Below are 21160 nucleotides of genomic sequence, written 5' to 3' on the forward strand. Positions count from 1 at the left end.
AAGACGGCAGTTCTCTCAATTCCATCCCGAGGACAGGTGCCAGAGCGGTTGATTGGGCACGCCTGGAAAGCGTGTGGCCGTCAAAAGCGGCCCGAGGGTTCGAATCCCTCCCTGTCCGCCAGGTCAAGTCCCTGTGTGGGCAAATGGCTGGTGACTTGATTGTCCAGCTTCTCTCGACGCGGGACGCGAAGGACCCATCTGCCGCTCTCCGGAACCTACGCAAACCGTCACATAGTTAACTAAAAAAGCTATGCGGCGATCGTGCTGTTCGGTTCCTGCTTCGTCGATGCCCGTTTCACGCGTGGCTTGCGCCTCGCGCCAGAGCGTTCCTCTCCACAGGCTGACACCGTAGAGCTTGCGGCCCGAAGTTCGAGATTTTTGGCGGCGTTGAGGTCACGATCGACCCCATGCCCGCAGGCGTCGCAATGACATTAAGTCGGTAGTGTCCGCTTTTTTGTGTGTGCGTCGATTTTCCTGCCGACGACAAACCGCAACTTCCCTCTGGAAAATAGCACCGAGGGTGAGTACTCTAGCTCGCTATGGAATACGCAGGTCCGCGGTACGACATGTTTAAATACTACTGGCGACGGAGGTTCACCGCCGACTTCATCGACGCCATTGCTGGCTACTTCTTCGCCCTCCTGCTTTTTCAGCTGGCAGGCTTCTCCGCTGGGTATTACTTGGCCACCCATCGCGCCTTGATTCCTATCTTTCGAGCAATCATTCTGCCGGTGTCCTTCCTTGTCGGACCCTGGTGCTACTTCGCCCTGCTGGAGCGAAGCTCCCATGGCGCCACGCAAGGAAAGATGTGGCTCCAGCTTCGCGTCTATACCCCAGAAGGCAAACCAGTGAACCTGATCGGCGCCACCCGCCGGCACGCCTGCCGGATCGCAGCGGCGATGTTTGCTCTCTGGCCACTCTTCCTTTCAGGAACCAAAATTCCTTCTGTAGTCCATTGGGTTCTTCTGGCCGTGAACGTGCCGATCACTCTGCGGTACTACTACCGAAACGTCGACCGAATCTCCAGGTCTCAGGTCCTCCCGCGCGAGTATCCTCCGTCCTCGTTCCAAGGCTAGTAGACGAGAGGATGCGCTCCCAAGCTCCCGAAGGGAAATCCCGTAGAGGCACTCTGGGCGTGTAACTCTGATCGAAGAAGCCGCCTTTTACCCCGGCTTCACAGTCACAAGAATCGCTATCGCCACCACCGACACGACGATGAGTCCGGGAAACCAGCGTACAAAACCGGGAATCCGGAAATCGGGATTCGCCGAATAGCGGCGGAGCATGCCAGCCTGCATGCCGTGGAGCGCGGACAGAATGACCACGAACACGAGCTTGGTGGAGAGCCAACTCTTGCTGAAGCTCCCGCTAAGAGCGCCCAGAGCGATTCCGAGCACCCAGACCAGGATCAGCGCAGGCAAGGTTACGTGGGTGTCCCAACGGCGCATCGAAGGGATGAGGGGACGGGAAGACGGATCCACGCCGGGCCGTGCCAGGGCTGCGAGCAGGGCTGCCTGCGTGAACAGACCACCGACCCAGACCAGAACGGCGGCGGTGTGCAGTGCCTTGAGCCAGAGATAGATCAACCTTCCCCCTCCGTCTCCGCCCTTATGCCAGAGCCGCTTGCTCCCGTTTCCGGAGGACGGCGTTTACATTGGTTTGGGAAGGGAGAACGCTGCCGAGCCGGCGCCAAACCTCGGCACGGTGCCAGCCGCCGGCGGAAGAGACCATGAGCAAGCTTCAGGTAAACAGGAGACAATCCGCGCTCGGAAGCATGGCTTGACCCTTTCCGGGGCAGACGCGTTTCTCCAGAAGTACAAGGGATCGCGCGGCAACCGCGCCAGTCGCAATCGGCCGAGACCGTGATCACGGAGGAAACGATAAACATCGCCCTCCGAAGCTGCCAGCAAAAAGTCTCCCGACGCCGACGGCCTGAAGATCAGATCACCCCTCCTCTTCGAACTCCCCAGGCCCGGCAAGCTCCGGCTCCCTTTCTTTCCCTTTGACGGGGGCCGGGGGAAAGAGACGGCTTGCTCCAATCAGCGGAACCAGCGTGCTTAAGAGAATGGCGATCGTCACTTGCGAATACTGCTCTCTCTGCAAGATTCCCTTGGTCACTCCAAAGTGGGCCGCAATGAGTCCGAAGGTGAGCCCTCCACTCGTCAGCAGGCAGCCGAAAAGCGCCTCCCGCCGGGAGAGCTGCAGCACTCGGAAGGCTGGCCAGACGGCCATCATCTTGCTCAGGAACTTGACGGTGAAAAACAGGAGGATGGGAAGCAAGCCGAAGAGAAGAATCTGCAGGGAAATATGAAAGCCCGCCTTGATGAAGAAGAAGGGAGTGAGCAGGCCGTAGGCGAGCGACCGCATGCGGCGCACGAGCTGACGATCGGACGCAAAGGATTTGGCGACGAGCACGCCGGCCACATAGGCCGGCAGAACGGGCTCGGTCTGCGCGACCGAGGCAAGCGCGCCCAGGAGAGCGAGGACAAAGAAGAGGAACTTGATTTCCGGCTCGCTGACCGGGCTTCGTCCCAGCCAGCGGAGGAGGGGCCTCAGCGATACCGGCAGCGCCAGGAGCAGCAAGAGAGCCAGGAGCAGCAAAAGCGCCGAGGTTGTCGACCAGTGAGTAAAGAAGAGGCCTAGGAAGAGAACCGAAAGAAAATCGGTCACGAAGCAACTGGTCAGAAGAATCTGACCGAAACGGGTGGCTTCCATCCCCTTTTCGAGGACGGCGGTGTAAACGATCGCGACCGAGGTCGTGGCCAGCGCGATCCCCGCGACAAGCGACCCCGCCGTACTCCAACCCAAAACCGAGTGTGCCAGGAGATAGATCAGCCCAAAGGGAAGAAGAAAGGAGAGAAAGCCGATGACGAGGCTCGGGAGGGCATGATGCCGGAAGGAATCTGGATCAATCTCGGTCCCGGCAAGAAACGCGAGCGTCACGCCTCCGAGCCTGGCCAGAAAGGTCATCCATTCTGTCGGCTCGGCCATTCCCAGCAGGTGGCTCACCAAGATACCGACCAAAACCTCCACCAGAGCCACGGAGAAACGAAGCTGGAGTGCAATCACAGCGGCCAGAAACGCCGCACCCATCCAAATCGTGAGGAAGACCCATGGGTTCTCTAGTGGCATGCAACAATCCCCGGCCGACCTTCCAACGGGCATCTGAACCGTGAGGAGCGTCGGCCCGGTCCGCTTGAGTGAGTGCGCTCATTTTACGTAAAGATATCGTAAATGCACAGCGAATTGACCGTGCCTTTCGGTCAACAGGGCATAAATGTACGCTGCGGCGAGGTCCAGGGCTCGCCCGCGACGGAAGAGAACGGGCGGGACGAGAGCAGATTCCCGCTTTCCTCTTTTCCACAGAGGTCAAATCCAGTAGAAGAACTCGAGTCGTCGACGATGCACATGTATTGGCGTCCTCCGCCCGTTACCGTCATTGTTCTATCGCTGCTATCCCTCGCATTCTTCTTCGCCGGATCCTCTGCTTGGGCGAGGGAAAAGGGCCGGGCTTCCTGGACAGCCGGCGTCCACCATCGGGCGCCCCCGTCCCGTACTGCCCAGCGAATCGTCAAGGTCTCCCTCAGCAGCCGAACCGTCTACGTGATGGAGGGCGATCGCTCTCTTCTGGTGGCGCCCACCTGCTCGGGCAAACTGGGCCATCTTACACCCACCGGAGTCTTCCGCGTCACGGGAAAAGCCAAGCGGCGGCGGTCCGGCAAATACGGCTTCTGGGTGAAGGACGGCCAAGCGGTGGAAGGAACCAAGTCCGCCGGTCCGCCCAGTCGGGCACCCGGCTGGAAATTCGTCGGCTATCCCATGCCTTTCTGGGTTGGTTTCTCACCCGGGTACGGCTTTCACGAGGGATACCTCTGGTCGACGCCGAGAACCCACGGTTGTCTTCATTTGACCGGAAGAGATGCGGAGCGCTTCTTCGCATTGATCGACCGGGGAACCCTGATCTCCATCCGCCAGACGCAGCCGGAGGATCAATCCCTCGGCAAGGGCGTTCCTCACCCCATGGATGAAGCGGCACCTGACCCCCCCTCCTCTTTTTTTCTCTCGGATGAAAGCTTTACGACTCCGTGGGAAGATGCGCGGAAACCGGAATCGGCCAAGCCCTCTCCCAATCTTGGAAGGGAGGAGCCCAACGCTACGACGCGTAAGGAGCCAGAACGGGGTAAGAACCAAGAGAACGGCACCGCAGCGCCCGCTGCTCGGCCTTCCTAAGCGACCGCTCCATCGGCCCCTCCTCGTCGCTCCCCTCCAGGCTGACGAAGAAGACATAGGTGTTGGGCTGCCCCGGCACGGGGCGGGAGACGATCCGCTTCAGGTTGATTCGCTCGGTGCGAAATACTTCCAGGAAAGAGCAGAGGCTTCCGGGCTCCTGCGGCAAGGAAAACACGAGGCTGGTCTCCTTGCCGCCGGGAGAGAATTTGTTCCGGCCCAAGAGAACGAACTGAGTCAGGTTGAGGATCCCCTCCGCCACCGGGTAGTGGAGCACGACAAGTCCGGCTGCCGCAGCCGCCTCACGGGTAGCCAGGGCGGCGGCTTCCGGCGTCTTCGCTGCTAGCCACGCGGCCTCGGACGTGCTTGCCGCGGTCCTCAACTCGACCTTCGGAAACCGCTTTTCGATCCATCGCCGGCAGTGACCAAGGGGCGCCCAATGCGAATAGATGATGCGGGGCGCATCTTCGGGATGCCCGACCAGCGCCAACTGAACATGAAGGGCGAGTTCTTCCTGAATGAAGAGCGGCCGCTCCTCCTCCAAAAGAAGGTCTACCGTCTCCAGGATCATCCCGCCCGAGGAGTTTTCGATCGGAACCAGTCCTAAATGATGTTCCTCGGCTTCGGCGCGGGCAATCACCTCGGAGATCGACAGGCAGGGAATCAGCCGGCTTTGGGGAAACCTCCTGCTGGCGACTAGGTGGGAGAAGGTGTGCTCCGGTCCTAGATACGCGATCGTGGGCCACGGGGAAGTCTCCTTTTCCGCAGAGAAGAAGGTCATCCTTCATCCTTCGAGAGAATTGCCGGCTGCGCAAGCTTCTTTGTCGTGCGTCCGGTCCGCGGCGCGAGGAGCGGGAAACGATCTGTCCTTGGAATCTGCTAGTCCTCTGGCAAAAAGGAGATGCCATTTGACAGAGAAAGTCGGTTGAGGTAACCCTTGCGTGCGTGCTTCTCGCTCCCGACCGACTGGAACTGCTCCTCGTTCGTTTTCGTAGCCTGCGCGCCTTGGTCATCGGGGACCTCATGCTCGACGAATTCCTCTGGGGACGAGTCCGCAGGCTCTCTCCAGAAGCACCCGTTCCCGTGGTCGAGGTGCAACGCTCTTCCCGGTTTCCGGGAGGTGCCGCGAACGTCGCCCGGAATCTTTTAGAGTTCACTCCGCGCGTTGCCCTGTGCGGAGCAGTCGGCGATGATCCCGCAGGGGACGAACTGGTCCATGGGCTCAAAAGGACGGGCTGCGACATCGACGGGATTTGCCGAATCCCCGGAAGGACGACGACCCTCAAGACCCGGGTCTTTGGAAGACAGCAACAGATCGTCCGGGTCGATCGCGAGACCCGGGACCCCTTGCCTCTTCCCGCCCGGGGAGAGTGGATCGATTTCCTGCGAGAGACCATCCCTGCTTGCGATCTGATTCTCCTCGAAGACTACGCCAAGGGACTCCTCGATCAGGACATCGTCAACCTGATCCTGGAAGAGGCGGCCCGATCCGGGAGACTCACGGCGGCCGATCCTCATACTCACAATCGCCTATCCTGGAAGGGAGTCAGCGTTCTCAAGCCCAACCGTTCGGAAGCTCTCGCCCTAAGCGGGGTGGAAGATCCCGAGGAGAGCTTCTCCTCCATCGAGAAAGCAGCACGACTTTTGCAGGAGCGCTGGGGCTGCCTCCATCTTCTCGTAACCCTCGGGGAAGAAGGGATGCTTCTGCTCGATGAAAAGGGCCGGAGTCGCCGGATACCGACAGCGGCGCGCGAAGTCTTCGATGTTACCGGGGCCGGAGACACCTCCCTTTGCCTCTTCTCGCTCGCCCTGGCAGCGGGATCGGAGGCCTGGGAGGCCGCCAAGCTGGCCAATCTCGGAGCAGGAATCGTGGTCGGGAAGCTCGGGACGGCAACGGTCTCCCCGGCGGAGTTCCGGGCTCACCTTTCGGCAGGTTCATGAGAGGGCGGGCCGTGTTCTTCGATCGGGACGACACTCTGATCGACAACGTTCCCTACCTTGGCGATCCGGAGAAGGTGGTACTGATCGAAGGGGCGGAGGAATGCCTGGTCCGGCTGAAGGCCGCCGGTTTTCTGCTGTTCCTGGTCAGCAACCAATCGGGCGTCGGTCGTGGATGCCTCCGCCGGGAAGATGTTGATGCGGTAAATCAGGCGATCCTGAGCCGCCTGCGCGCTCCATTCTTCTCCAAGATCTATCTCTCGTTCGCCGCTCCCGGCGAAGATCCATCATCGGACCGCAAGCCCTCTCCTCTGCTGCTTTGGCGCGCCTCACGCGAGTTTGACGTCGAACTGAATCGGTCGTTTTTCGTCGGGGACCGGATCGCCGATGTCCTCTGCGGGCGCAATGCGGGCTGCCGAACCATCCTCCTTACCGTAAAAGAGCCGAGGAAAGAGGTCCTTCGGGCACGAGAATGGGCTCGGAGCCTGGCCGACCATGTCGCCCCCAACCTGCAGAAGGCGACCGACTGGATCTTGCAGTCCGTCGGACAAGGTTAACCTGCATGTCTCACAAAGTTCGTAACCGAGACGCGGCGAACGGGCCTGGATGCAAGGCGGGGCGCAGGTTTTCCCCCGGAGCGGTATGACGACATACGGCGAGGAGAGCCAAAAACCCAAGTCCCAACGAAGCAGACAGGTCCATTGCGCAAGCCGCAGGAGAACCCTTGGGAGACAGGCAGGTTAAGAGGAACCCGATGGCGGAGCAGGCAGTTCTGGTCATTCCGGCGCGATGGGCATCGACGCGCTTCCCTGGAAAGCCCCTGGCCGTGATTGCCGGAAAGCCCTTGATCCAGTGGACCTGGGAAGCGGCGAAGCGCTGCCGGAAAGCGCGCGAGGTGGTGGTGGCCACCGACGACCGTCGGATTCTCGACGCAGCTCGGGCTTTTGGAGCCCAAGTAGAGCTGACCCGATCGGATCACCGATCGGGCACCGATCGAATGGCTGAGATCGCCAGCCGGATTCGCTCCGACCTCTATGTGAATCTTCAGGGGGACGAGCCAGCCGTGGATCCCGAGGAAATCGACCGTTTGATCGATGCAATCGGCGCAGCCCCCATCACAACCTTTCGCCGAAAGCTTCAACCAGACGAGGCCGAAAATCCAAATGTCATAAAAGTGGTTTGCGACCGGAGAGGTTACGCGCTTTACTTTTCTCGAGCGGTCCTTCCTTTTGTTCTCAAGGTGGGTCGGGACGTGCCCCGATGGGCTCATGTGGGGATTTACGCGTTCCGGTCGAAAGCGCTCCGGAAATTTGCCGGTTTTGGTCCGGGTGAGTTGGAGCAGGCGGAAAGTCTCGAGCAGCTGCGCGCCTTGGAAAACGCCATGTCAATTCTAACCGTACCCACCGCGATGCGCTGCCTCGGCGTCGATATTCCGGAAGATATCGAGCGCGTGGAGCGGATCCTGAAACAAAGATGAAATACGTGTTCGTCACTGGAGGAGTGGTAAGCTCCCTGGGAAAAGGTCTGACCGCCGCCGCCTTGGGCACCCTCCTTGAGCACCGTGGACTCAAGATCACCCTGCAGAAACTCGATCCCTACCTGAACGTCGATCCCGGCACCATGAATCCCTTCCAGCATGGGGAGGTCTACGTGCTGGAGGATGGGGCCGAAACCGATCTCGACCTCGGCCACTACGAGCGATTCACCTCGGTTCAGCTTACCCGGAAGAACAACGCGACCACAGGTCAGATCTACGAATCGGTGATCCACAAAGAAAGGCGCGGCGACTACCTCGGGAAGACCGTCCAGGTTATTCCTCATGTCACCGACGAAATCAAGGAGCGGATACGGGCCGCCGCCACCGACGGCGAATACGACCTGCTCATCACCGAAATCGGCGGAACCACGGGAGACATCGAAGGACTGCCTTTCTTGGAGGCGGTCCGCCAGCTCGCCATTGAAGTCGGGCCCGGAAACGCCCTCTTTCTCCATGTCACCCTCGTTCCCTACCTGCGCGCGGCGGGCGAACTCAAAAGCAAGCCGACCCAGCAGAGCGTGGCGAAGCTCCGGGAGATCGGCATCCAGCCCAACATCCTCGTCTGCCGCTCGGAATGGCCGCTGACGCCGGACGTTCGGCAGAAGCTCGCGCTCTACTGCAGTGTACCCCTGGATGCCGTGGTCGAAGAACTCGACTTGGAGCATTCGATCTACGAGCTCCCGCTCCTTCTTCAGAAAGAGAGGCTCGATGAGCTGGTCGCTCGTTTCCTGCGCCTCTCGCTGCCGCCGGCGGATCTTCGGGATTGGGAAACCTTCCTCCATCGGATCCTCGTTTCGAAGCACCAGGTGCGGATCGCGATGGTCGGCAAGTACATCGAACATCAGGACGCCTACAAGAGCGTTTCCGAGGCCCTGGTGCATGCGGGGGCTGCCGTAGAAGCCGGGATCGAGCTCCTTCCCGTCGATGCGGAAGCGGTGGAGAAGCGGGGGCCCGAAGAACTGCTCGGCAAGGCACAAGGTATTGTCGTTCCTGGAGGCTTTGGCCACCGGGGGGTTCAGGGAAAAATCGCGGCCGCCCGTTTTGCGCGGGAGCGAAAGATCCCCTATCTCGGCCTCTGTCTGGGCATGCAGATCGCCGCGGTCGAATTCGCCCAGCACGTCCTTAACCTACCCGAGGCGCACAGCACGGAGTTTTGTCCCACAACCCCCGATCCGGTGATCTGCCTGCTCGAAGAGCAGCGGCACATGATTCAAAAAGGAGCCTCGATGCGGCTCGGCGCTTCCTTTTGTCATCTCGTTCCAGGTTCCAAGTGTCAGGCGGCTTATCAGAACCTTTCGACTCGAGAACGCCACCGCCACCGCTACGAATTCAACAACGCCTACCGGGAAGCCTTTGAGCGGGCGGGATTCCTGGTTGCCGGAACCTCCGAGGACAGCAAGCTCGTCGAACTCCTGGAATTGGCCGATCATCCCTGGTTCGTGGGCTGTCAATTCCACCCCGAGTTTCATTCCCGTCCCAACGCTCCCCATCCCCTCTTTGCTGGCTTCCTGCGGGAGGCTCTACGCGTCCGAGCCGGGTAGCCATGTTTCTGGAGAGCTCATCCTTTTTCCTGATCGCAGGGCCCTGCGTGCTGGAATCCGAGGATCTGGCCATCCGGATCGCTTCTACCCTTCAAGAGATCACCTCGCGCCTCGGGATGTCCTTCTGCTTCAAGGCCTCGTTCGACAAGGCCAACCGCTCATCCATCGGCTCCTACCGCGGGCCGGGATTGGACGAGGGCCTGGAAATCTTGGGACGGATTCGAGAGAAGCTGGGAGTTGCCGTCACCACCGATGTCCACGAAAGCAGCCAAGCGGCACCCGTAGCGGAGGTGGTTGATCTTCTGCAGATTCCGGCATTTCTCTCGCGGCAGACGGACCTCCTGCTGGCTGCCGCTGCCACGGGAAGAGCGATCAACGTCAAAAAAGGGCAGTTCCTCGCGGCTTCGGACATGGACCGCATCGCCGAAAAGCTCGATTCGGGAGGCTGCCGGAACTTCTTCTTTACCGAGCGAGGCACCTCGTTCGGCTATCATGACCTTGTCGTCGACATGCGGAACTTGGTAAAGATGAGGAGGCGCGGATACCGCGTCGTCTTTGATGCCACCCACTCGGTCCAGCGTCCGAGCGCTCTCGGTTCCGCTTCGGGCGGAGATCGCGATCTGGCCTTTCCGCTGGCGAGGGCTGCCGTCGCCGTGGGAATCGACGGACTTTTCCTGGAAACCCATCCCTCTCCCGATCAATCCCCCTCTGACGGAGCGACCATGATCCTCCTCGCCCAAGTTCCCTCTTTTCTGGAAAAGCTTTTGGAGATCCATGCAGCGGCCCAAGACAGCGATCCCGCGTAGAGCCCTCTCCCCTTGCGGGGCGATCCCCGCCGGCCATTGGAGAGCATGGGAAAAGAAAGGCTACCTGCTTCTTCTCTCTGGCTTCGCCCTCTGCTCTTGGGCGTTTGCCTTTGCTCCCGCGACGCTATGGGCGGATTCCGCCTCGATCCCGCTGGGATCGGTCGTCAAGGAGTTTCGCCTTCCCCAAAGGAATGCCCAGGGGGGGCTCGATGGGGTCATCACCGGTCGGGAAGCTCATGCGATCAGCGTGAACCGGACCGAAATCATCGATATGAAGATCGAGCTCTATGATCAGGGAAAGATTGGAACCACCATTCTCTCTCCCCGTTGCGATCTCTGGAAGCTCCAGGACCGGCTGAGCACGCAATCGGGGGCGGTCGTGGAGCGGCCCGATCTACGGCTCACAAGCCAGACCATGGATTGGGAGGTCGGGGAGCACCGGGGCGTTTTCCGGCAGAACGTCCGAGTCGTCCTTTTTCATCTTCCGCTGGGCAAGCCCCCGAGCCCGCAGAATGTCAAAACAAGTGCCCCCTCCTTGCGACAAGGCGGAGCCCCCTCCTTGCGGCCCCTGGAATCCTCCCGATGAAATTCCTCCTTCCGTTCTTTGGCTGCCTGATCCTGTTTAGCTTGTCGGCGATCGAGCTTCGCGGACAGTTTCCCGAGGGAAAGCCCGCGGAGCTGCAGAGCCATCCGGACGCCACGGTCGTCACCTCCAATACTTTCCGATTGGACATGAACATCCATCAGGGTTTTTTTAACGGCAACGTGATCATGGTCACCAACAGCTTGCGGCTGAGGTCCAACGAAATGACGGTCTTCTTCGACGAGACCGGCAGCCAGGTGAAGCGAATGATCGCCCGGGGCGATGCCGTTCTCGAGCAGCCCAAGCGAACGGGGAAATCGAGCCAGATGGAATACATCGTCGCCGAGAACAAGCTCATCATGACCGGCAACCCGGAAGTGATCGACGACCAGAACCATGTCACCGGAAACGTCATCACCCTCTTTCGAGATAGCGATCAGATGCAGGTCGACGGTCACAGCAAGGTCGTCCTCTACCAAGGCCAAGGGGAGAATTCGCCGCAACCAGAGCAGCCCGCGCAAAAGAGATAGAAGAGCGTCCACGTCATGTTTCCTCGAAGAGTTCTCATCCTGTCCACGAGTGCCGGCACCGGCCATGTGCACGCCGCCGAAGCGCTGGGCAAGGTCTTCCGCCATCAGCCGGAAACCGACGAGGTCCTGACCGTCGACGCCCTCAAGTTCACCAACAAGATCTTTCGCGACTTTTATTCGAGCCTCTACATTCAACTCGTGGAAAAGGCCCCCGCCTTCCTCGGCTGGTGGTACAAGATGACCGACGAACCGTGGAAGACCGACCGGATGCGCCTGATGCTCGATCGGCTCAACACGGGTCCATTGGTCGAATTCATCGAAAGCTACGCTCCGGACATCACCGTTTGTACCCACTTCCTACCCGCGGAACTGATTTCTCACTTGATCTCTCAGGCTGGCTTGCCGACACGCCTTTCGATTGTCGTCACCGATTTTCACTTTCACGCCATGTGGCTCTGCCGCCTCTTTCATCGCTATTTCGTCGCCACCGAAGAGACGCGCGTCCACCTGAGTCGCCTGGGGCTCCCCAACGAGCGAATCACGGTCAGCGGGATCCCGATCGATCCGGTCTTTTCGCTGCCGCTCGATCGCTCCGAGGCTCGGCGAGCCCTAGGATGCGATCCCAGCCTTCCCCTCCTTCTGGTTTCCGCTGGCGCGCTCGGCGTCAGCCCGGCGGAAATCGTCGTCGAATCCCTCCGAAGCGTGAGCACTCCTGTGCAGATCGTCGTGATCTCCGGCAAGAATACGCTCCTTCGCGACCGGCTCCTGCAAACGCGGGCTGACTGGAGGAGCTCCTTCCCCCTCAAAGTGCTCGGCTTGACCCACGAGATGCACCGATGGATGGCGGCCGCCGACCTTTTGATCGGCAAACCCGGCGGACTCACCGCGTCTGAAGCGATGGCCAGAGGTCTTCCCATGGTCGTCGTGGCTCCGATTCCGGGCCAGGAAGAGCTGAACAGCGACTATCTGCTGGAACAGGGAGCGGCCGTCAAATGCCACGAATTCACTACGCTCGCCTATAAGGTCGACTCCCTCCTTTCCGATCCAAGCCGTTTGCAGACCATGCGACGGGCGGCTCTGGGGGCCGCCCACCCGAATGCAGCCCAGACCATCGTCCGCCGCCTATTGGATGATGAAGCGCAGGAGCCCGAACCCATTTGGATCACTCGCAAACAAAAGCAGCGGATCGCTCGGGTAGCCAAGGCAGGGAAACTCTAACGAAGAGGCTCGGCCTGCCCGGGAGCCCTCCTCGTTCCCCTCCCCCGCCTGCGGATGCCCATCTCCCGCATTTTCTCTGGGGGGTCGCCACCTCCGGCTACCAGCACGAAGGGGGAATCAACGGGCCCGGAGAACCCTTGAACAATTGGGCTTGGGCCGAGCGCGAGCGACTGATCGAGCCCTCGGGGCAAGCGAGCAACTTCTGGAAGCTCGCCGAAGCCGACCTGGAGCGGGCGGCACGGCTGGGTCTCAACGCCTTTCGCCTGGAGATGTCCTGGAGCCGCATCCAGCCGATTCGCACTCTTCCGAACCCCGAGTCGGGCGCTCCGCCTCCTCTTTTCGATTCCGCGGCCCTCGAGCGCTACGCCGCGATCCTGGCCCACTGCCGACTTCTGGGACTCGAGCCGATCGTTACCCTTCACCATTTCACCCATCCGGCCTGGTTGGGGCTCGATGCATGGCTGCGCACGGATACGATCGACTTTTTCGTCACCTACGTCCGCCACGCTGTCCAATTCCTTCTCCAGATCCTCTCCCAAAAGCATGGCGTGCTTCCCCCCCGCATTTTCCTTACGACCAACGAACCCAACATGCTGGCGGCCTGCCACTACCTCTACGGCTATTTCCCCACGGGTCCGGAGCGTGGAATCCATGCCGCCGCCAAGGCCCTCATGCACCTCTTGGAAGGTCACGTTCGCGCCTACCGGGTCATCCATGAAGCCTACGAAAACACCCCCGTGCGCCCGCTCGTCGGGTTCAACAACTATGCCAACAATCTCTACTGGCTCGACCAGGCCTGGCTCGACCTCCTCCACTGCCCCTACCGGGGCGTCCCTAGGCAAAAGATCTTTTCTCACCTCTGGGAAAATGCCCGCCGGTTCGATCGAGACTTTCAGCGCGTCGAGCTTCCCACGCTCTCCCTCATCCGAAGAATCCTCGGGGGCGCCATCAAGACCGTTCAACACTTCCTGGCCTACGCCTACTCGCTGGGCGATGCCTGGGACCGGCTGGTGGAAATCATCTACTCTTCCCCGACCCGCCCCTTGGACTACGTGGCCTTTGACTACTACGACCCCTTCGTCGAACATGCGTTTCGCTGGCCCCATTGGCGCGACGAGCTGCCGCGTCGCAACAAGCCCTTTCATGAGTGGGTCGTCGAAGGCTTCACGAGCAAATGGTGGGACTGGCACATGCTTCCCGAAGGGCTCACCTTCGTGACCCAGCAGCTCCGCCGTTTTGGACTACCCCTCTTGATTGCAGAAAACGGGATCGCCTATCGGAGAAATTCCTCCGGCAGCTTGGAAGATCGGGAAGACGGCGTCCGTCGGACCGACTACATCCGGGCGCATGTCCGGATGGTCACGCGCCTTTGGGAAGAGGGTGCTCCCCTCTTCGGTTACCTCTACTGGTCCCTTGTCGACAACTACGAGTGGGGCAGCTATGCTCCCCATTTCGGCCTCTACTCGATGGGCAAACCCGACTCTTGGGAGAGAAAGGAAAGCGGACTCCAGGGGGAAAACCCCGCGCAAACCTACGCCGAAGAGGTGGCGCGCGCCCGGCGGCGAATGACCGGAGCAAAACCCGCATGAACCGCGAACTGCAAACCTTCGTTGGCGGCCCTCTCCAGACCAACGCCTACCTCTTCCCCGGCAAAGATGGATGGATCTGCGTCGACGCGCCGCAAGGGATCGCCGCTTTTCTGCGGGAAAAGAAGATACGCGTCGAAACCCTCCTTCTCACCCACGGCCACTTCGACCACATCTGGGACGCGGCGCTGCTCGTCTCCGAACATCAAGCTGTCGTCTATGCCCATCCGGCCGACTTTCCCATCCTGCACCATCCCATTGGCTATCAGAAGTACGGCATTCCGGGGAAATGCCCCCCGCTCGAGAAGTTGACCCCCCTCCCTCTTCCCCCTCATGGACTCGTCCGCTGGGGCTGCAGCGGCCATGAATTCATTCTCTACCACATTCCAGGCCACTGCCCCGGCAGCGTCGCCTACTACGAGCCTCGCTGCGCCCGGCTCTTTGATGGCGACATCCTCTTCGCAGGCGGCGTCGGCCGCTGGGACATTCCCGGCGGCTCTCGCCAAGATCTTCTGCAGGGAATTCGCCGCTACCTCCTTCCGCTCCCGCCCCAAACCAAGGTCTTTCCCGGCCATGGGCGGCCAACCACTATTGGCTCCGAGCGCGAGACCAATCCCTTCCTCCGGGAGGAGGAGGGCATATAGGGGGGCCTCTTCCCGCTCCCCGAAGCAGGATCGGCTGGTTCTCCTTTCCCGAGAAAAGATCGTGACTTTTGAGAAGGCGCGGGCTTCTGTGGAAGAGAATGAACAAGGGATTCCTGGAAGGAAAAACCGCCCTTGTTTTCGGCGTCGCTAACAAACGCAGCCTTGCCTGGGCGATCGCCCAGGCGTGGAGCTCGGCAGGGGCATCGCTGATTCTCGGCTGCCAGGGTGAACGGCTGCGCGAGAATGTCGAAGAACTCGCAAAATCCCTCCCGAAGCCGGGGAAGGTCTTCTGTTGCGATCTCGCCGATGATGCGCAGCTGGAATCTTTTTTTGCCGAAGTCTCCCGTCAAACTCCTACCGTCGACCTGGTCCTCCACAGCGTCGCTTTTTCGCCCAAGGAGGCGCTCGAGCACGAGCTTTCCGAGATCCAGCGCGATGACTTCCGGTTGACCTTCGATATCAGCGTCTATTCCTTCCTGGCGATCGCCGGGCGGGCCAAACGGAAGCTGACGCAAGGCGGCCTTCTTCTCACCCTCACCTATTACGGCTCTGAAAAGGTGACCCCCCAATATCACATCATGGGAACCGCTAAGGCGGCCTTGGAGGCCGCAGTCCGGTATCTGGCCTATGAGTTGGGCCCTCAGGGGATCCGGGTCAACGCCCTGAGCCCGGGCCCGGTCAACACGCTCGCTGCTCGTGGGATCTCTGGCTTCACCCAGATGCTCAAGCACCATCAGGAGAAGGCACCTTTGCGGAAGCCCGTCGACCTTGCCGAGGTGGGCGCCACGGCTCTCTTCCTCGCCAGCGAGGGGGCGGGCGCAATCACCGGTCAGACGATCTACCTGGATTGCGGCTACTCCATTCTGGGCGCGTAACCGGTCGGCCGCAGTTCTCGACGAAAGATGACGACCCTCCGGATTATTCTTTGGGATATCGACGGCACGCTCCTCCACAGCGGGGGAGCAGGGCAGACGGCCATTGTCCGCACCGCACGCGAACTCCATGGACAGGAACTTTCCCTGCAAGATCTTGACTACCGGGGACGGACCGACTCCTTGATCGTCCGGCAGATCTTCTCCCGCTTTCAGATCCCCTGGTTCGAGGAAAATGTCGCCCGGTTTCGCAACCGCTATCTTCAGCATCTAAGGGATGAGATCTCACGCTCTCCAGGCCGCGTTCTCCCCGGCGTGGAGCGGCTACTCTGCGCAATCCAGGAGAGAGCCGGATGGCGCCAAGGCCTCCTCACGGGAAATTTCGAGCACGGAGCCAGGATCAAGCTCGATCACTTCGGGTTGGGGCGCTTCTTCTCCTTCGGTGCCTTCGGCGACCGGTCGGAGTGCCGGAATGAGCTCGCTCGATCCGCGATGACGCTTTTGCGGCAGCAGTGGGGGGAGTCGCTCGCGGCCACGCAGGTCTTCCTGATCGGCGACACCCCGCACGATGTGCTTTGCGCGCAAGCGATCGGCGCCTATTCTATCGCCGTGGCCACTGGAGGCTACTGCCTGTCGGAGCTCGCTGCCTGCCGTCCCACCATGCTCTTGCCGGATCTGGAGCAATTCGAGCCGGTTCTCGCTCTGGTGAAAGGCCACTCGTAGCTATCACCGGATTGGGAAAGAGAGCGAGGGAATCACTACCGGACGAGATGGCCGACAGGAGATCGACGAAGATCGACACAGATGGAGCCCATCTTTGACGTAGCCGTGATCGGTGGGGGAAGCGCCGGATTTGCCGCTGCGAGGACGGCGGCGGCCTTGGGCGCCCGCACGGCCCTCGTAGAGGGCGCAGAGCGACTGGGCGGTCTCTGCATCCTTGCCGGCTGCATGCCGACGAAGGCCCTGCTCGAAGCGAGCCGGAGGTGGCACGCGATTCGAGAGGTCGACCAATTTGGCTTGCAGGCGCAGCCGATCCGGCCCGACTTTCCAGCAATCATGGCGCGGATGCACCGCCTCGTCTCGGAGTTCGCGGCCGATCGGCAAAAGGAGCTTACCCAAGGGGACTTCCAACTCATCCGCGCTCACGCCTCGTTTCTCGATCCAAACCAAGTCGCCCTGGCCGATCCCGACGGTCGAAAGAGCTTCTTGCGCGCCAGGGCGTTCGTGATCGCCGCGGGATCCCGGGTCAGCCATCCTCCGCTGCCGGAGCTTTCGGAGATCGGATTTTGGGACAGCAATACCGTGCTCCACCAGACGCAGCTTCCGAAGAGCCTGATCGTCCTTGGCGGCGGGCCCGTCGCCGTCGAGTACGCACAGTTCTTCGCGCGGCTCGGTGTTGACGTCCGCCTCGTTCAACGGGGACCTCGCCTCCTGAAACGGTTTGATTCCGATCTCACGGGCGTCTTAGAAGAAGCGTTGCGGGATGAGGGAATCGGGCTACTCACGAGCGCTTCCTTGGTTTCCGCAAGCCGGAGTGGAGAGGAGAAGCGGCTCCGCCTCGTCCAGCACGGGGCGGTCCACGAGCTGGTCGCAGAGGAGATTTTCCTAGCGGCGGGACGGACTCCCGCTCTGGAAGGATTGCACCTTCCTGCCGCCGGAATCGAAATCGACGGGAGAGCTCCACTGGTCGACTGCCACATGAGGACGAGCGTACCGAACCTCTTTGCCGCGGGCGACTTCGTCGGAATCGAAGAGATCGTTCATATCGCCGTGCTCCAAGGCGAGGTGGCCGGAGAAAATGCCGCTCGCCTGGCGCTGGGAAGAGGCGCGCCGTCTCGCCAGATGGACTACCGGCTCACGATGGAAGTGGTCTTCACCGAACCCGAACTAGCCCGCCTCGGGTTGACGGAGGAAAGGGCACACCAGTCCAGCCAGCCACTCTTGGTGGCTCGCTATCGCTTCGCCGATCATGGAAAGGCACTCCTCAGGGGAACCACCCGTGGCTTCGTCAAGCTGCTCGCGGAGCCAGAGAGGGGGGAGCTCCTTGGCGCCGGAATCGTAGGGCCGGAGGCCTCCGAACTGATCCACGAGCTCGTCGCCCTATTTTCCTTCCATGCTACCGCAGAGGATCTGGCCCAACTGCCCCACTACCATCCGACCCTTTCCGAGATCCTGACCTATCCAGCCGAGGAGATCGCCCGGAACGTCGCCGTCTCCCAGCACCAGAGGACCCTCCCGCCGTCGCCGCACCATCGGCCATCCATCCCATGACGCGCTGCCGCACTCCCCTTCATCTCTTCAACACCTTTTCGCGGACCCTAGAGGAGTTCCGACCGATCGCCCCTCCCAAGGTTCGTCTCTACGCCTGCGGACCGACCGTCTACGGACGGGCCCACCTCGGAAACTTTCGGACCTTTCTCTTCGTCGACCTGCTTCGCCGACTGCTCACCCTCTTCGGATTCGAACCCGAGCTGGTCATGAACTATACCGACGTGGACGACAAGACCATTGCGGCGGCGCGGGCGGCTTCCTTGGCTCTGCGCGAGCTCACGAGCCGACAGATCGACCTCTTCGAGGAGGACATGAAGACCCTCCATATCCTGCTCCCGGATCGTCGGCCGAAGGCAACCGACCATATCGGGCTCATGATCGCCATGATCGAAAAGCTGCTCCAAAACGGACACGCCTACCTGGGAGAGGACCGCTCAGTCTACTTCCGGATTAGCTCCTTCCCGGATTACGGGAGGCTCGCCCATCTCGATCGCCAGGGACTTCAGCCGGGAGCGCGCATCGCCCAGGACGAATACGCCAAGGAAAGCATCGGCGACTTCGTGCTCTGGAAGGGCTGGAAACCGGAGGATGGGGAGGTCGGATGGGACTCTCCCTGGGGGAGAGGACGGCCCGGCTGGCATATCGAATGCTCGGCGATGAGCATGCACTATCTCGGAGAGGAGTTCGATATCCATTGTGGAGGCAGCGATCTCATCTTTCCTCATCACGAAAACGAAATCGCCCAGAGCCGCTGCGCCACGGGAAAAGAGTTTGTTCATCTGTGGCTCCACTGCAGCCATATGCTCGTAGATGGAGAAAAGATGTCGAAATCTCTCGGCAACGTCTATTCCGTTGCCGATGTTCTGGCCAAGGGATACACCGGCCGGCATCTTCGTTTTCTGCTGCTCACGGCCGCCCACTATCGTCAGACCTTGAACTTCACATGGGATGGACTCGCAGCGGCCAAGGCCGCCGTCACCCGAATCGACGACTGGCTGGCCCGCTGGCGGTTACTCCCCGCCGAAAGATTTGCGGGCGCGACGCCGGAAGGAGAAGCATTCCTGGCCGCTTTCTGCACCTCGCTGGCCGACGATCTCAACCTCCCCGACGCTCTTGGGCATTTCTTTGAATTCCTCCGCGCGACCAATCGCGCATTGGATCGGAACGCCCCCATGCCGGACCTGCCGGCTCTCTGGCCAACCATCGATGCGGTCTTGGGGCTGGGAGAGCCGGCCGATGCCCCACCCTCACAAGTGCAGGAACTGGCCGAGCGAAGAGCAGCCGCGAGAAGACGGCGTGATTGGAAAGAGAGCGATTCCCTGCGCAAGGCGATCGAGAAAGAAGGATGGACCGTTCGGGACACCGCAAAGGGACAAGAGGTTCGGAGGAGATGATGCGGGAGGAGCTCCTTCGGTTCATTGCCTTCGAGGGATCCGAAGGTGCAGGAAAATCGACCCAGATCCGCAGGCTCGAGACCCGGCTGCTTTCCTTGGGAGAGCCGGTCCTCACCATCCGGGAGCCGGGAAGCACTCCATTGGGAGAATGCTTGCGCCGACTCCTCAAAGAATCCTCTCCGGAGCTTGCGATTGCCCCGGAATCCGAGCTTTTCCTCTTTTTAGCAAGCCGGGCGCAGGTCGTCCGGCAGGCTGTCCAGCCGGCGCTGGCCAAAAATTCGTGGATTCTTTCGGATCGCTTCAGCGACTCCACCCTCGCCTATCAGGGCGGGGGCCGCGGCTTTTCTCCAGCACTTCTCCGGTCCCTCAACGACATTGCCTGCGCCGGGCTCTCTCCCAAGCTTACCTTTGTTCTCGACCTTTCCTTGCCGGAGGCGTTGGCTCGCATCGCGCAGCGCAAGAGAGAGAGCGGGCAAGGAGATCGGATCGAGGAGGAGACGGCGGAGTTCTTCGAACGGGTCCGCAGCGCCTATGGGGATTTGGCCCGTCTCGAGCCCGAGCGAGTCAGGCTGATCGACGCTAGCCGATCGGTAGACGAGGTCGCTGCGGACATTTGGGAGATCGTGAGCTGTGTCTTTGGACTCTGAGACCATTCACGTGCGCTTGAGAGAGGCCTTGTCCGCTGAGCGCCTTGCCCATGCCTACCTTCTGCTGGGGATGTCTTCTTCCCAACTTGAGAGCCTGGCGATGCGGATCGCCGAGCTCCTGCTCGGGCCCCGTCCCGAGATCCATCCTGACTTCCATCTGGCCCGGGCCGAGTCGCGGCTGCGCCGCATTCCCATCGAACGGATGCGGGCACTCATGGGCATGCTTGCCCTCAAGCCCTATCGCGGCCGCTTTCGGGTCGCGCTGATCAGCGATGCCGAGCGCATGTGCCTCGGAGGAGGCGAAGCGGCGAACTCGTTCTTGAAAACGCTGGAAGAGCCGCCAGAAGATGTGGTGATCTTGCTCACCAGCACCCAGCCCCAGATGCTTCTCCCAACGATCGCCTCCCGGTGCATCCGGCTGAATGTTCGAGCGGATCGCGCGGCTCGGGAGCCAACCGATCCGCGGGAAGCAGAGTTCTTGGCCGACTGGTTTACGGCAAGCGAAGCTCCTCTGCTTCGGGCTTTTCGGCGAGCCGCCATCCTGGAAGCCGCCGTGCTGGGAATCCGCAAAGAGATCGAAGCCGAAATGAGCGATGGGGACCAGAGCGAAGCCGAGGGGATCCAAACCGCCCTCGTCGAGTCGGCGGTTGATCTTCGCCGCGAACGCTTATTGGCCAAGCTGGAGGAAGCCTATGCGAAGGAGGCATGCCTCGGCGAAGCCGAGCCGAGGGGGGGAGGAATCCCCGGAAGGGAAATCCGCATCCTCGAGGAGTTGTTGCGGGATCTTCGGGCCGGTCTCGATCCGTCGCTTGCCTATGCCCGAGCTTGCCTTGAGATCGAGAAGTCGACGAAATAGACGGATGTGATGCGAAGGAATCTTCATGGAAACCAAAGAAATTGCCGAGCTGATCGAGTTAATGACCAAGGGGAACCTCTCGGAGATCGAGGTAGAGAGAGAGGGCTTTCGCTTGCGGCTCCGGAAAGAGCTTCCTCCAGCCGCCTCCCATCCGCAGATGATCTATGCTTCCCCGACCTCGATCGTGGGTCCGGAAAAACCCAGGGAACTGGCTGCTCCCTCATCCGAGGCTTTTCGGGAGATTCGTTCGCCCATGGTCGGAGTCTTCTACCGGGCCCCCGCACCCGGTGCGCCCGCCTGCGTGGAAGTCGGCCAGGAGATCCACGAAAACACGGTCGTCTGCATCATCGAGGCCATGAAAGTCATGAACGAGATCAAGGCTGAACTCCACGGGATCATTACGGAAGTGCTCGTGGAGGATGGCAAAGCCGTCGACTTCGACCGTCCCCTCTTTCGCGTCCGCCCCTTGCCCTGATCCCTGTTCCACCAGAGAACGCTCCGTTCGGTTTA

At 61.0% G+C, this 21160-nt stretch carries 22 protein-coding genes, 1 tRNA gene and 1 pseudogene; 20 read left to right on the forward strand and 4 right to left on the reverse strand.

Annotation, left to right across the window (positions count from 1 at the left end):
- The first annotated feature begins 30 nt into the window (after nucleotides 1–30).
- Nucleotides 31–121 (forward strand) — tRNA-Ser (locus tag A37A_RS0113090).
- 127 nt (nucleotides 122–248) lie between these two features.
- On the opposite strand, the pseudogene A37A_RS22095 reads toward A37A_RS0113090, so the two are convergent.
- Nucleotides 249–401 (reverse strand): annotated as a pseudogene (locus tag A37A_RS22095) (RNA-guided endonuclease TnpB family protein); the annotation flags it as partial.
- Between the two features lie 138 nt (nucleotides 402–539).
- Between A37A_RS22095 and A37A_RS0113095 the strand changes: the two are divergent.
- A complete protein-coding gene (locus A37A_RS0113095; protein ID WP_020494446.1) occupies nucleotides 540–1076 on the forward strand; it encodes an RDD family protein in 537 nt (178 codons plus the stop codon).
- A gap of 87 nt (nucleotides 1077–1163) precedes the next feature.
- Here the strand turns inward: A37A_RS0113095 and A37A_RS0113100 are convergent, their stop codons facing one another.
- Together A37A_RS0113100 and A37A_RS0113110 are read right to left on the reverse strand one after the other, a co-directional pair.
- Complete coding sequence (locus A37A_RS0113100; protein ID WP_018291936.1) at nucleotides 1164–1586, reverse strand: CopD family protein; 423 nt, start codon at nucleotides 1584–1586, stop codon at nucleotides 1164–1166.
- Nucleotides 1587–1944: 358 nt separating this feature from the next.
- Nucleotides 1945–3132, reverse strand: a complete 1188-nt coding sequence (locus A37A_RS0113110; RefSeq protein WP_018291938.1) for a cation:proton antiporter — start codon at nucleotides 3130–3132, stop codon at nucleotides 1945–1947.
- A 270-nt stretch (nucleotides 3133–3402) separates the two neighbouring features.
- On the opposite strand from A37A_RS0113110, the gene A37A_RS0113115 reads away from it, so the two are divergent.
- Nucleotides 3403–4230 carry a L,D-transpeptidase gene (locus A37A_RS0113115; RefSeq protein WP_196799635.1) on the forward strand — a complete coding sequence of 276 codons (828 nt, stop codon included), beginning with the start codon at nucleotides 3403–3405 and terminating at the stop codon, nucleotides 4228–4230.
- Here A37A_RS0113115 and A37A_RS0113120 read toward each other — a convergent pair.
- Nucleotides 4154–5008 (reverse strand): prephenate dehydratase domain-containing protein, encoded by an 855-nt coding sequence (locus tag A37A_RS0113120; RefSeq protein WP_018291941.1) that lies wholly within the window; start codon nucleotides 5006–5008, stop codon nucleotides 4154–4156. The genes A37A_RS0113115 and A37A_RS0113120 overlap by 77 nt on opposite strands.
- A gap of 164 nt (nucleotides 5009–5172) precedes the next feature.
- Here A37A_RS0113120 and A37A_RS0113125 point away from each other — a divergent pair, with 164 nt between their 5' ends.
- The 17 genes from A37A_RS0113125 to accB all read left to right on the forward strand — a co-directional run bounded on the left by A37A_RS0113125 (nucleotide 5173) and on the right by accB (nucleotide 21125).
- On the forward strand, nucleotides 5173–6168 hold the full coding sequence (locus tag A37A_RS0113125) for a bifunctional heptose 7-phosphate kinase/heptose 1-phosphate adenyltransferase (RefSeq protein ID WP_018291942.1): 996 nt from the start codon (nucleotides 5173–5175) through the stop codon (nucleotides 6166–6168).
- The gene (locus A37A_RS17565; RefSeq protein WP_018291943.1) at nucleotides 6165–6722 is read left to right on the forward strand and encodes an HAD-IIIA family hydrolase; all 558 of its coding nucleotides are present in this window, start codon (nucleotides 6165–6167) and stop codon (nucleotides 6720–6722) included. Before A37A_RS0113125 ends, A37A_RS17565 begins: the two co-directional genes overlap by 4 nt.
- A gap of 197 nt (nucleotides 6723–6919) precedes the next feature.
- Complete coding sequence (gene kdsB / locus A37A_RS0113135) at nucleotides 6920–7642, forward strand: 3-deoxy-manno-octulosonate cytidylyltransferase (protein WP_018291944.1); 723 nt, start codon at nucleotides 6920–6922, stop codon at nucleotides 7640–7642.
- The gene (locus tag A37A_RS0113140; protein ID WP_018291945.1) at nucleotides 7639–9243 is read left to right on the forward strand and encodes a CTP synthase; all 1605 of its coding nucleotides are present in this window, start codon (nucleotides 7639–7641) and stop codon (nucleotides 9241–9243) included. Before kdsB ends, A37A_RS0113140 begins: the two co-directional genes overlap by 4 nt.
- A 2-nt stretch (nucleotides 9244–9245) precedes the next feature.
- On the forward strand, nucleotides 9246–10049 hold the full coding sequence (kdsA, locus tag A37A_RS0113145) for a 3-deoxy-8-phosphooctulonate synthase (protein ID WP_018291946.1): 804 nt from the start codon (nucleotides 9246–9248) through the stop codon (nucleotides 10047–10049).
- Nucleotides 10018–10635 (forward strand): hypothetical protein, encoded by a 618-nt coding sequence (locus A37A_RS17570; RefSeq protein WP_018291947.1) that lies wholly within the window; start codon nucleotides 10018–10020, stop codon nucleotides 10633–10635. Before kdsA ends, A37A_RS17570 begins: the two co-directional genes overlap by 32 nt.
- On the forward strand, nucleotides 10632–11162 hold the full coding sequence (locus A37A_RS0113155) for an LptA/OstA family protein (protein ID WP_018291948.1): 531 nt from the start codon (nucleotides 10632–10634) through the stop codon (nucleotides 11160–11162). Before A37A_RS17570 ends, A37A_RS0113155 begins: the two co-directional genes overlap by 4 nt.
- A 15-nt stretch (nucleotides 11163–11177) precedes the next feature.
- Nucleotides 11178–12380, forward strand: a complete 1203-nt coding sequence (locus A37A_RS0113160) for a glycosyltransferase (protein ID WP_020494447.1) — start codon at nucleotides 11178–11180, stop codon at nucleotides 12378–12380.
- A 14-nt stretch (nucleotides 12381–12394) separates the two neighbouring features.
- On the forward strand, nucleotides 12395–13969 hold the full coding sequence (locus A37A_RS0113165; protein WP_081616322.1) for a glycoside hydrolase family 1 protein: 1575 nt from the start codon (nucleotides 12395–12397) through the stop codon (nucleotides 13967–13969).
- Nucleotides 13966–14610, forward strand: a complete 645-nt coding sequence (locus A37A_RS0113170; RefSeq protein WP_018291951.1) for an MBL fold metallo-hydrolase — start codon at nucleotides 13966–13968, stop codon at nucleotides 14608–14610. Before A37A_RS0113165 ends, A37A_RS0113170 begins: the two co-directional genes overlap by 4 nt.
- Nucleotides 14611–14708: 98 nt before the next feature.
- A complete protein-coding gene (locus A37A_RS0113175) occupies nucleotides 14709–15485 on the forward strand; it encodes an enoyl-ACP reductase (protein ID WP_018291952.1) in 777 nt (258 codons plus the stop codon).
- A 27-nt stretch (nucleotides 15486–15512) separates the two neighbouring features.
- Nucleotides 15513–16205: an HAD family hydrolase gene (locus tag A37A_RS0113180; protein WP_018291953.1), complete on the forward strand. Its 693-nt coding sequence runs from the start codon at nucleotides 15513–15515 to the stop codon at nucleotides 16203–16205.
- 81 nt (nucleotides 16206–16286) lie between these two features.
- Nucleotides 16287–17753, forward strand: coding sequence for an NAD(P)/FAD-dependent oxidoreductase (locus A37A_RS0113185; protein ID WP_018291954.1), 1467 nt, complete (start codon nucleotides 16287–16289; stop codon nucleotides 17751–17753).
- The gene (cysS, locus tag A37A_RS0113190) at nucleotides 17750–19147 is read left to right on the forward strand and encodes a cysteine--tRNA ligase (RefSeq protein WP_018291955.1); all 1398 of its coding nucleotides are present in this window, start codon (nucleotides 17750–17752) and stop codon (nucleotides 19145–19147) included. Before A37A_RS0113185 ends, cysS begins: the two co-directional genes overlap by 4 nt.
- Entirely contained in the window at nucleotides 19144–19794 is a 651-nt protein-coding gene (gene tmk / locus A37A_RS0113195) for a dTMP kinase (protein WP_018291956.1), read from the forward strand. Before cysS ends, tmk begins: the two co-directional genes overlap by 4 nt.
- Nucleotides 19778–20650, forward strand: coding sequence for a hypothetical protein (locus A37A_RS0113200; RefSeq protein WP_020494449.1), 873 nt, complete (start codon nucleotides 19778–19780; stop codon nucleotides 20648–20650). The genes tmk and A37A_RS0113200 overlap by 17 nt, the downstream gene beginning before the upstream one ends.
- A gap of 25 nt (nucleotides 20651–20675) precedes the next feature.
- Nucleotides 20676–21125 carry an acetyl-CoA carboxylase biotin carboxyl carrier protein gene (accB, locus tag A37A_RS0113205; protein ID WP_018291958.1) on the forward strand — a complete coding sequence of 150 codons (450 nt, stop codon included), beginning with the start codon at nucleotides 20676–20678 and terminating at the stop codon, nucleotides 21123–21125.
- Nucleotides 21126–21160 lie beyond the last annotated feature (35 nt).

The sequence above is a fragment of the Verrucomicrobium sp. 3C genome (genome assembly GCF_000379365.1).
Classification (GTDB): domain Bacteria; phylum Verrucomicrobiota; class Verrucomicrobiia; order Methylacidiphilales; family Methylacidiphilaceae; genus Methylacidimicrobium.

Excerpts from the sequence above, each read along its gene's own strand:
- accB (WP_018291958.1), top strand. The coding sequence starts at position 20,676 with ATGGAAACCAAAGAAATTGCCGAGCTGATCGAGTTAATGACCAAGGGG.
- A37A_RS0113110 (WP_018291938.1), bottom strand. The coding sequence starts at position 3,132 with ATGCCACTAGAGAACCCATGGGTCTTCCTCACGATTTGGATGGGTGCG.
- A37A_RS0113120 (WP_018291941.1), bottom strand. The coding sequence starts at position 5,008 with ATGACCTTCTTCTCTGCGGAAAAGGAGACTTCCCCGTGGCCCACGATC.
- kdsB (WP_018291944.1), top strand. The coding sequence starts at position 6,920 with ATGGCGGAGCAGGCAGTTCTGGTCATTCCGGCGCGATGGGCATCGACG.
- A37A_RS17565 (WP_018291943.1), top strand. The coding sequence starts at position 6,165 with ATGAGAGGGCGGGCCGTGTTCTTCGATCGGGACGACACTCTGATCGAC.
- A37A_RS0113095 (WP_020494446.1), top strand. The coding sequence starts at position 540 with ATGGAATACGCAGGTCCGCGGTACGACATGTTTAAATACTACTGGCGA.
- tmk (WP_018291956.1), top strand. The coding sequence starts at position 19,144 with ATGATGCGGGAGGAGCTCCTTCGGTTCATTGCCTTCGAGGGATCCGAA.
- A37A_RS0113140 (WP_018291945.1), top strand. The coding sequence starts at position 7,639 with ATGAAATACGTGTTCGTCACTGGAGGAGTGGTAAGCTCCCTGGGAAAA.
- A37A_RS17570 (WP_018291947.1), top strand. The coding sequence starts at position 10,018 with ATGCAGCGGCCCAAGACAGCGATCCCGCGTAGAGCCCTCTCCCCTTGC.
- A37A_RS0113115 (WP_196799635.1), top strand. The coding sequence starts at position 3,403 with ATGCACATGTATTGGCGTCCTCCGCCCGTTACCGTCATTGTTCTATCG.
- A37A_RS0113160 (WP_020494447.1), top strand. The coding sequence starts at position 11,178 with ATGTTTCCTCGAAGAGTTCTCATCCTGTCCACGAGTGCCGGCACCGGC.
- cysS (WP_018291955.1), top strand. The coding sequence starts at position 17,750 with ATGACGCGCTGCCGCACTCCCCTTCATCTCTTCAACACCTTTTCGCGG.
- A37A_RS0113170 (WP_018291951.1), top strand. The coding sequence starts at position 13,966 with ATGAACCGCGAACTGCAAACCTTCGTTGGCGGCCCTCTCCAGACCAAC.
- A37A_RS0113155 (WP_018291948.1), top strand. The coding sequence starts at position 10,632 with ATGAAATTCCTCCTTCCGTTCTTTGGCTGCCTGATCCTGTTTAGCTTG.
- kdsA (WP_018291946.1), top strand. The coding sequence starts at position 9,246 with ATGTTTCTGGAGAGCTCATCCTTTTTCCTGATCGCAGGGCCCTGCGTG.
- A37A_RS0113185 (WP_018291954.1), top strand. The coding sequence starts at position 16,287 with ATGGAGCCCATCTTTGACGTAGCCGTGATCGGTGGGGGAAGCGCCGGA.
- A37A_RS0113180 (WP_018291953.1), top strand. The coding sequence starts at position 15,513 with ATGACGACCCTCCGGATTATTCTTTGGGATATCGACGGCACGCTCCTC.
- A37A_RS0113175 (WP_018291952.1), top strand. The coding sequence starts at position 14,709 with ATGAACAAGGGATTCCTGGAAGGAAAAACCGCCCTTGTTTTCGGCGTC.